Annotated in this window: 8 protein-coding genes; 3 read left to right on the forward strand and 5 right to left on the reverse strand. The window is 68.7% G+C overall.

Going from position 1 to position 7289, the window contains the following annotated elements; genetic code table 11:
- Nucleotides 1–125 precede the first annotated feature (125 nt).
- The 5 genes from ACFC3F_RS14780 to ACFC3F_RS14800 form a co-directional block, all read right to left on the reverse strand.
- Entirely contained in the window at nt 126–755 is a 630-nt protein-coding gene (locus ACFC3F_RS14780) for a GNAT family N-acetyltransferase (RefSeq protein ID WP_376131390.1), read from the reverse strand.
- Nucleotides 756–779: 24 nt separating this feature from the next.
- Complete coding sequence (galU, locus tag ACFC3F_RS14785; protein WP_376131393.1) at nt 780–1667, reverse strand: UTP--glucose-1-phosphate uridylyltransferase GalU; 888 nt, start codon at nt 1665–1667, stop codon at nt 780–782.
- A 40-nt stretch (nt 1668–1707) separates the two neighbouring features.
- Nucleotides 1708–2943, reverse strand: coding sequence for a helix-turn-helix domain-containing protein (locus ACFC3F_RS14790; RefSeq protein ID WP_376131396.1), 1236 nt, complete (start codon nt 2941–2943; stop codon nt 1708–1710).
- A 76-nt stretch (nt 2944–3019) separates the two neighbouring features.
- On the reverse strand, nt 3020–4174 hold the full coding sequence (locus tag ACFC3F_RS14795) for a hypothetical protein (protein ID WP_376131399.1): 1155 nt from the start codon (nt 4172–4174) through the stop codon (nt 3020–3022).
- A gap of 4 nt (nt 4175–4178) precedes the next feature.
- Nucleotides 4179–5261, reverse strand: a complete 1083-nt coding sequence (locus ACFC3F_RS14800) for an NAD/NADP octopine/nopaline dehydrogenase family protein (RefSeq protein WP_376131402.1) — start codon at nt 5259–5261, stop codon at nt 4179–4181.
- 238 nt (nt 5262–5499) lie between these two features.
- Between ACFC3F_RS14800 and ACFC3F_RS14805 the strand changes: the two genes are divergently transcribed.
- From ACFC3F_RS14805 to mscL, 3 genes are read left to right on the forward strand one after another with little or no spacing between them, the layout of a single operon-like run.
- Complete coding sequence (locus ACFC3F_RS14805) at nt 5500–6096, forward strand: 5-formyltetrahydrofolate cyclo-ligase (protein WP_376131404.1); 597 nt, start codon at nt 5500–5502, stop codon at nt 6094–6096.
- Nucleotides 6097–6117: 21 nt separating this feature from the next.
- Nucleotides 6118–6414, forward strand: coding sequence for an FmdB family zinc ribbon protein (locus ACFC3F_RS14810; protein ID WP_376131406.1), 297 nt, complete (start codon nt 6118–6120; stop codon nt 6412–6414).
- Between the two features lie 33 nt (nt 6415–6447).
- Complete coding sequence (gene mscL / locus ACFC3F_RS14815; protein ID WP_376131409.1) at nt 6448–6897, forward strand: large conductance mechanosensitive channel protein MscL; 450 nt, start codon at nt 6448–6450, stop codon at nt 6895–6897.
- Nucleotides 6898–7289 lie beyond the last annotated feature (392 nt).

Raw genomic sequence — 7289 nt, forward strand, 5'->3', positions numbered from 1 at the left:
GGGTGGACCCCACGGTCTCGGCGCGCCGTTGCAGTCTCGCGGTCAAGAAGAGCGGATGCCGCAGCCTCGAGCCGCCGCCTCGGCGAACGCGTCCGAGCGCCGCGCAGCGGCGCGCGGCGGGCGGGTCAGGCGTGCAGGCGGTCGGCGGGCGGGACGGTCGCGGCGTCGGCGGGAGCACGGCCGGACACCCAGCGGCGGAGCACGCCCTCGGGCACCTCTTCACGCACGAGCGCGAAGGCGTAGTGGTCGCGCCAGTCGCCGTCGATGTGGATGTACCGGCGTCGCAGGCCCTCGTAGCGGAAGCCCAGCTTCTCGACGACGCGCAGGCTCGCCCGATTCTCGGGACGGATGCAGATCTCCATGCGGTGCAGCGCCAGGTCGGTGAAGCACACGTCCGTGGCCAGAGCCACCGACGTCGGCGTGATGTCCAGACCGGCGAAGCGCTCGCTCACCCAGTAGCCGATCGTCGAGGTCGCGAGTGAGCCGCGCGCGATCCCCCACACGTTCAGCTGCCCCGCGATCTCACCGTCGTACTCCATGACGAAGGGCACACCGGCGCCGTCGCGATACTGCTGCAGCAGCCGGCGGATTCCGAGCCGCATGTCGAACGACACGGCGCCGTCGGGGTTCGTGGCCTCCCACGGGCGCAGCCACGACCGGTTGCTCAGCAGCTCGTGCTGCAGCGTGCGCGCGTCGCGCTGGCGGATGAGCCGGATCGAGATCGGTCCGTGGGCTCGTGGAGTCGTGAGATCCATCCGACTCCTTCTACCCGGCGGCGATCAGAGTGTCGCCGCGAAGTCCTTGATCCACGGACGCAGCTCGGGACCGAGATCCTCGCGGTCGGCCGCGAGCTGCACGATGGCCTTGATGTAATCCAGCCTATCCCCGGTGTCGTACCGGCGACCGCGGAACACGACCCCGTACACGCCGGGCCCGTCCGGGTCGGCCGCGAGCTCCTGCAGCGCGTCGGTGAGCTGGATCTCGCCGCCCTTGCCCGGCTCGGTGCGCTCGAGGATGTCGAACACCGACGGAGCGAGCACGTACCGCCCGATGACGGCGAGGTTCGAGGGCGCATCTTCGCGCGGAGGCTTTTCGACCAGGCCCGTCACGCGCACGACATCGTCGTCGTCGGTGTGCTCGACGGCTGCGGCACCGTACATGTGGATGCTGTCGGGATCGACCTCCATGAGCGCGATGATCGCGGCGCCCGTGCGCTCGTGCTCGGCGAGCATGCGCGTCAGCAGCTCGTCTCGCTCATCGATGAGGTCGTCGCCGAGCAGCACGGCGAACGGCGCATCGCCCACGTGGGCGCGGGCACGCAGCACGGCGTGGCCGAGCCCCTTGGGCTCACCCTGCCGCACGAAGTGGATGTCGGCGAGGTCGCTCGACTCGAGCACGCGGCGCAGGCGCTCGTCGTCGCCCTTGTCCTTGAGCTTGACCTCGAGCTCGGGCACCGAGTCGAAGTGGTTCGAGATCGCGTTCTTGTTGCGCCCGATGATCACGAGGATGTCGTCGATGCCGGCACCGGCGGCCTCTTCGACGACGTACTGGATCGCCGGCTTGTCGACGACGGGCAGCATCTCTTTCGGCATCGCCTTCGTGGCGGGGAGGAAACGCGTCCCCAGCCCGGCGGCGGGAATGACGGCCTTGAAGGTCTTCTGCGACATGCCCGCTACTCTACCGGCGCGTCCGACATCGTCCCGGCCCCTACCGCTGCGCGAGCAGGTGTGCAAGCTTCGACCGGTCCGCCGCGACTCTCAGCCACACGCCCGCGGCGAGGAACATCTCCGCTGGCACCTGCACGTCCAGCCCCGTGCGCGCTTCGATCTGCGCCGTCCGGTAGTGCAGCGTCGTCCGGTGGATCCGCAGCTGCTCCACGACGTCGGCCAGGGTTCCGTCGGAGTGCAGGAACGCGCCGATCGTGTCGAACGCGAACCCGTCCCGGTCCAGCAGCAGCGTCTTGAGCGCTTCGACGGCCGGCGATTCCCGCACGCTGAGCGGGGTGCACAGGGCGGCGAGGTGGCTCTGCATCGTCTCGGCCTGACTGACCGGCGTCCGCCGGTGCAGATGCCGCGTCACAAAGGCCGTGAGCGCCGCCTCGACATACAGACGACGGATGCCGGGAAGCTCGCCGACGCCCGCGAGCCCGATGCCGCGGTGCCCGGGCGGTATCGCCCGCCCGGCGTGCGCGATCAGCTCGGCAGCATCCCGCTCCGCCTCATCGGGATCGGCGTAGCTGCCGCCGTAGACGGCGACGTCGAGGCCGTCGAGCCGTGTCAGGCACGCGATCGACAGACGTCCGCTCGCGATCCCGCGGGGCAGCCGCTCGATCACCCGGCGGGAGGCGGGGGAAGCCCGTCGGTCGTCGAGGCTCGCGAGCACGAAGAATCCCGTCCCCGCGTCGGTGAGCCACGACGTGATGTCATCGAGCGCGCTCTCCTGGCCGGTCAGCAGGCGGCGCACGCTCTCACCCGACGCGCTCAGCGCGGGCGGCATCCCGCGGCGGTGTCTCTGGGCGAGCAGGTCGGCGAAGAGGGCGCAGTAGTCCTGGATCGTAGCGTGCGGAAGGTCGACTCCGCGATCGATGAACCAGAGGATGGCGATGACGCGATCGTTCGCCCGGATCGGGTAGCCGATCCGCCCCACCACCATGAGCTCGGGGGCGGCGGGAACCCGCACGGGCGACGGCTTCGTGCCGTCGACGAGACCGCGCACGTACGGTGCGAAGAAGTCGCGGTACTCCGGGAGCACTTCGCGTTCCAAGACGAGCTTGAGGCGGTAGCCGTCCTCGTCGCCGTAGTGCCGGCTGAACGCGATGATGTGGCCGTCGGGGTCATCGATCGCGACGGACTGCGCCGTGCTCGCGGCGAGCCGGTCCACGAGAACCTGGACTTCGTCCTTCAGCCGACCCTGCACGCCGTCCTCCTCCTGACACCGGTGCATCCATCGTCCCTCACGAACGACGATCAGGGCGCCGCACCGGTGGGTGCAGCGCCCTGATCTCGGCGTCGGTGGTCCGCTACGCGCGCTCGTCGACGGGGTACCGCGCGTAGGGCACGTCGTACACGTCGATGCCCTTCTTCCGCGCCCGGGCGTTGCGGATCTGCCGCACGACGATGCACACGAGGAGGATGAGCGTCAGGTAGCCGGCGATCGGGTAGAGCAGGTTCACGAGGTTCGCGAACGGCACCTGCGCGAGGAGCACGGCGACGACCGTGCCGATGAGGGCGAGGATGCGCGCACGCGTGCTCTTGTCGTTGCTCTCGATGCGGTTGACGGCGACCCACAGCAGCGGCACGGCCGTCGTGTAGATCCCCGCGAACAGCACGATCGAGAAGATCAGCCCGGAGCCCGCGAACACCTGGTCGGCGATCCACAGCATCGGGATCTGCTGGTCGTACACCTCGCCGATGTTGGCGAGCAGGCCGAAGGCGACGATCGCGACGGCGATCACGAAGGTCAGCGCGCCGACGAATCCGCTGACGGCGGCTTCCCGGTCGTTGCGCGCCTTGCGGCCGATGCCCGCGAGGAACGGCACGAGCATGAGCAGGCCGATGCCCGGGAAGATGAAGCCCGAGATCGCCCAGTTCGGTGCGGCCTGCAGCACGTCGATGTCGGCGAGGGTCTCGTTCGAATCCGCGATGCCGCCGGGGTTCATCACGATGCCGACGATGCCGACGATGATCGCCAGCGCGACGATGACCGGGCCGAGCTTCGACATGATCGAGACGAGCCCGTCGAGTCCGAGCATGACCGTGAGCAGTGTCGCGATCGCCATCGCGAAGATGCCGATCTGCACGTTCCAGCCGAAGTGCTGCTCGAGTGCCGCACCGGCTCCCGAGAGCATGACGGCGTACATGCAGAAGAAGAAGGCCGGCGCGAAGATGCCGAAGAACTTGCCGAGGTACTTGCCGCAGTAGTACTCGAAGATCTCGTTCGTGGACTTCAGACGCAGGTTGCGCCCGTCGCGCAGCGCGACGATGGTGAAATACGCGTACTGGGCGAGCGTGATGATCAGCGCACCCGTCGCGCCGGCGGCGCCGAACGACGAGAAGTACTGCATCGACTCCTGGCCCGTGGCGAAGCCCGAACCGATCAGGTAGGCCACGATCGCGCCCATGAAGGTCACGACCGTGCCGACGCGCACGCGGCGCGAGGTCTTTCTGGTGTTCACCGGGTCACCTCTCACACGTCGTGACGTAGCGGCGAATCGCCGCGGCATCCATACCGTCCAGGCCCAGCTCTTCCAAGCCGAGCCCGTCCGCGAACCAATCGGTCTCGTGGATGACGTTGTACACCGCGAGGATCGACGTGGTCAGGGGCATGTCGACTCCGAACACGCCGGCGATCGCGACCCACGGAACGAGTCCGTAGGGGGCGTCCTCGGTGAGGTATCGATTGTGGATGCTGTTGGGCCCGGAGATCGGCGTCAGCGCGATCTCGCCGTGCAGAGCCTTGTACAGATCCTGCCAGGTGTAGTCCTCCTGCAGGCCGCTGAAGTCCTCGACCGGTCGCAGGTGGTAGCCCAGCGCCGCGCCCAGGGACTTGCGTTCCCGGTCCAGCTGCACGTTGACCTTCATCGACGACGGCGTGACCCCGTGCTCGTAGAGGAAGAACTCGCGCGAGGGCGATTCGATGTGGCTGACGTTGAGCAGGCACGGCCCCGTGTGCACCGTGGGGTTGACGATGCTCAGGCCGCACTCGAGCACATCGTCGTAGAGCCGCGTGAAGGGGAAGAGGTCCTCGCGCACCTGATCGAACAGCTCGGGACCCTTGCTGGCCGGCAGGAACGCGATGTTGATGTCGTTGTAGCCGTGCAGGGCGACCGAGGCCGGTCCGCTCAGCCGCACGTCGTAGGGCAGGTTGTTGGCGTCCGCGATGACGGGGCAGTCCTCGCCCTCGAGCGCCTTGCGGAACTCCAGCGCCGCGAAGGCGCCGGGGAACGACACGAGGATCTGGTCGCGGTTCACCCGACCCTTCAGCAGCTGGGCGTATGCGGCGTGTGCGAACGCGGGGGTCACGACGAGGATGTAGTCGGCTCCCGACACGGCCTCGTCGATGTCAGAGGTGACGACGTCCAGGAGCACGTCCTCGTTGAGGACGGACGTGACCTTGACCGTTCGGGTCGCGAAGAGCTGCTCGAGACGGCCGGCGAACTCCGGCATCTCGAACATGCGGACCTCGTGTCCGCGAAGCTTCATGTCTGCGGCCATCATGTGGGCGCCGTTTCCGCCGCCCAGCACCGCTACGCGCTTGTTCATCGGTCTCTCCTCCTTGAAAGAGTCTCGGTATGCCATCGGGGGCTCGCACGAGCCGGACGCCGACGGGATCGATCTCGGGTATCGCGCCCATCCTTCCGACTTCGACCCGCCGTGCCATCGGGGAAAGGATGGAAGTCCCGCGAGGGGTCGTCCGACAAACCGAGCAGAGCATGCACCTGCGAACCAGGTGTCACGCGGCTCCGGCCGGTGCACGACACACCGCGATTAGACTCTGGGCATGGCCCCCGACCTCGTCGACGCGAAGCGCGCTCTGCGCGCCGACCTGCGCGAGCGCCGCCAACTGCTCTCGGACGGTGCACGGGATGCCGCGGCGAAGGGCATCAGCGCACAGCTCGACGCCCTCGTGGCCGAGCTCGGCGCCACGAGCCTGTCGTGCTTCCTGTCGACGACGACCGAGCCGGGAACCCGTGAGTTCGTCGACGCGGCTGTGGCCCGCGGCATCCGGGTTCTGCTGCCCATCACACGCGCCGATGGCCTGCTCGACTGGTCGGTCGCCGCGGCTGACGGCGACATCGCCGAGGGGCTGTTCGGCATGCCGGAGCCGGTCGGCGAAGTGCTGGGGCCGATCGCCGTCAACGACGTCGACCTCATGATCATCCCGGCCGCGGCGGTCGCCCGCGACGGGATGCGGCTGGGCTGGGGCCGCGGATACTTCGACAAGACGCTCGGCTCGATGGAGCGGCGTCCTCCCGTCTACGCCGTCGTGTACGACTCCGAAGTGCTCGACGAGGTTCCCTTCGACGAGCTGGACCAGCCCGTCTCCGGCATCGTGACGCCCACCCGTACCCTGACCCTGTCGCCCGAGCGACGCTGAGATCCCACCCGAGAGCAGCCCATGCCGACCTACGCCTATGCCTGCAAGCAGTGCAGCCACCGCTTCGACGCCGTCCAGTCCTTCGCCGACCCCACGCTCACCGAATGTCCCGAGTGCGGCGGCGCGCTGCGCAAGGAGTACGGCTCGATCGGCGTGACCTTCAACGGCTCCGGTTTCTACCGCACCGACTCGCGGGCCGGCGGCGGAAGCACGTCGGGCAATTCCGGTGACTCCGGCTCGTCTTCTGGCACCGCGTCGTCGTCTTCGGCATCATCGAAGCCGGAGGCGAAATCCTCCCCCGCATCGACGGGTTCATAACCGGCGGAAGTCGGCGACACCAAGGGGGACCCTGTGATCAAGGGCTTCAAAGACTTCATCATGCGGGGCAATGTCATCGACCTTGCCGTCGCCGTCGTCATCGGAGCGGCGTTCACCGCGGTCGTCACCGCGATCGTCGACAGCATCATCACGCCGCTCATCTCGATCTTCTGGAAGCCGCAGGAGGACGGCGCGATCGGATTCCCCGTGCCCGACCTCTACGGCGGCACGGTCACGTTCCCGGTCGGCGGCCTGATCAATGCGCTCATCAGCTTCCTCGCGGTCGCGATCGTCGTCTACTTCGTGTTCGTCTTCCCGATGAACAAGTGGAAAGAGATCCAGGCGGCCAAGGCCGGCGTGGTCGAAGAGCCGCCCGCGCCCACCGAGACCGAGCTCCTCATCCAGATCCGCGACCTTCTCGAGCGCCAGACCGGCGTCCAGGTCTCGTCGACCCCTCCCGCCGGCGACGCCCCGCGTCCCTGACCCCGCGGGCGCGCCCGTCGAGGGCGCGCCTGCGTTGAGGTCGCGCCCGCGTTGAGGTCGCGCCCGCTCTGTCGACTTGCGCCTAATGCGCGTCGCCCCCGGCGTGTCCCCCGCACAAGCCGCAAGTCAACGCACGCGGGCGGTGCCCCGGCGCCCCGCCGCAGCGCGCCCCACCCATCGTCGACTTGCGGCTAATGCGCGCCGCGCCCGGCGTGTCCCCCGCACAAGCCGCAAGTCAACGCACGCGAGCGGTGCCCCGGTGCCCTGCCGCCCCGCCGCAGCGCGCCCCACCCATCGTCGACTTGCGGCTAATGCGCGCCGCACCCGGCGTGTCCCCCGCACAAGGCGCAAGTCAACGCACGGCGAAGCCGGAGCCGCGCCGCCACGCCGCC

Origin of the sequence: Microbacterium sp. NPDC055910, assembly GCF_042271185.1 — a bacterium.
In the GTDB taxonomy this organism is placed as follows: Bacteria; Actinomycetota; Actinomycetes; order Actinomycetales; family Microbacteriaceae; genus Microbacterium.

Bases quoted from the DNA above. Each gene is read 5' to 3' on its own strand.
- ACFC3F_RS14800 (WP_376131402.1), bottom strand. From the start codon at position 5,261: ATGAACAAGCGCGTAGCGGTGCTGGGCGGCGGAAACGGCGCCCACATG.
- galU (WP_376131393.1), bottom strand. From the start codon at position 1,667: ATGTCGCAGAAGACCTTCAAGGCCGTCATTCCCGCCGCCGGGCTGGGG.
- ACFC3F_RS14780 (WP_376131390.1), bottom strand. From the start codon at position 755: ATGGATCTCACGACTCCACGAGCCCACGGACCGATCTCGATCCGGCTC.
- ACFC3F_RS14790 (WP_376131396.1), bottom strand. From the start codon at position 2,943: ATGCACCGGTGTCAGGAGGAGGACGGCGTGCAGGGTCGGCTGAAGGAC.
- ACFC3F_RS14810 (WP_376131406.1), top strand. From the start codon at position 6,118: ATGCCGACCTACGCCTATGCCTGCAAGCAGTGCAGCCACCGCTTCGAC.
- ACFC3F_RS14805 (WP_376131404.1), top strand. From the start codon at position 5,500: ATGGCCCCCGACCTCGTCGACGCGAAGCGCGCTCTGCGCGCCGACCTG.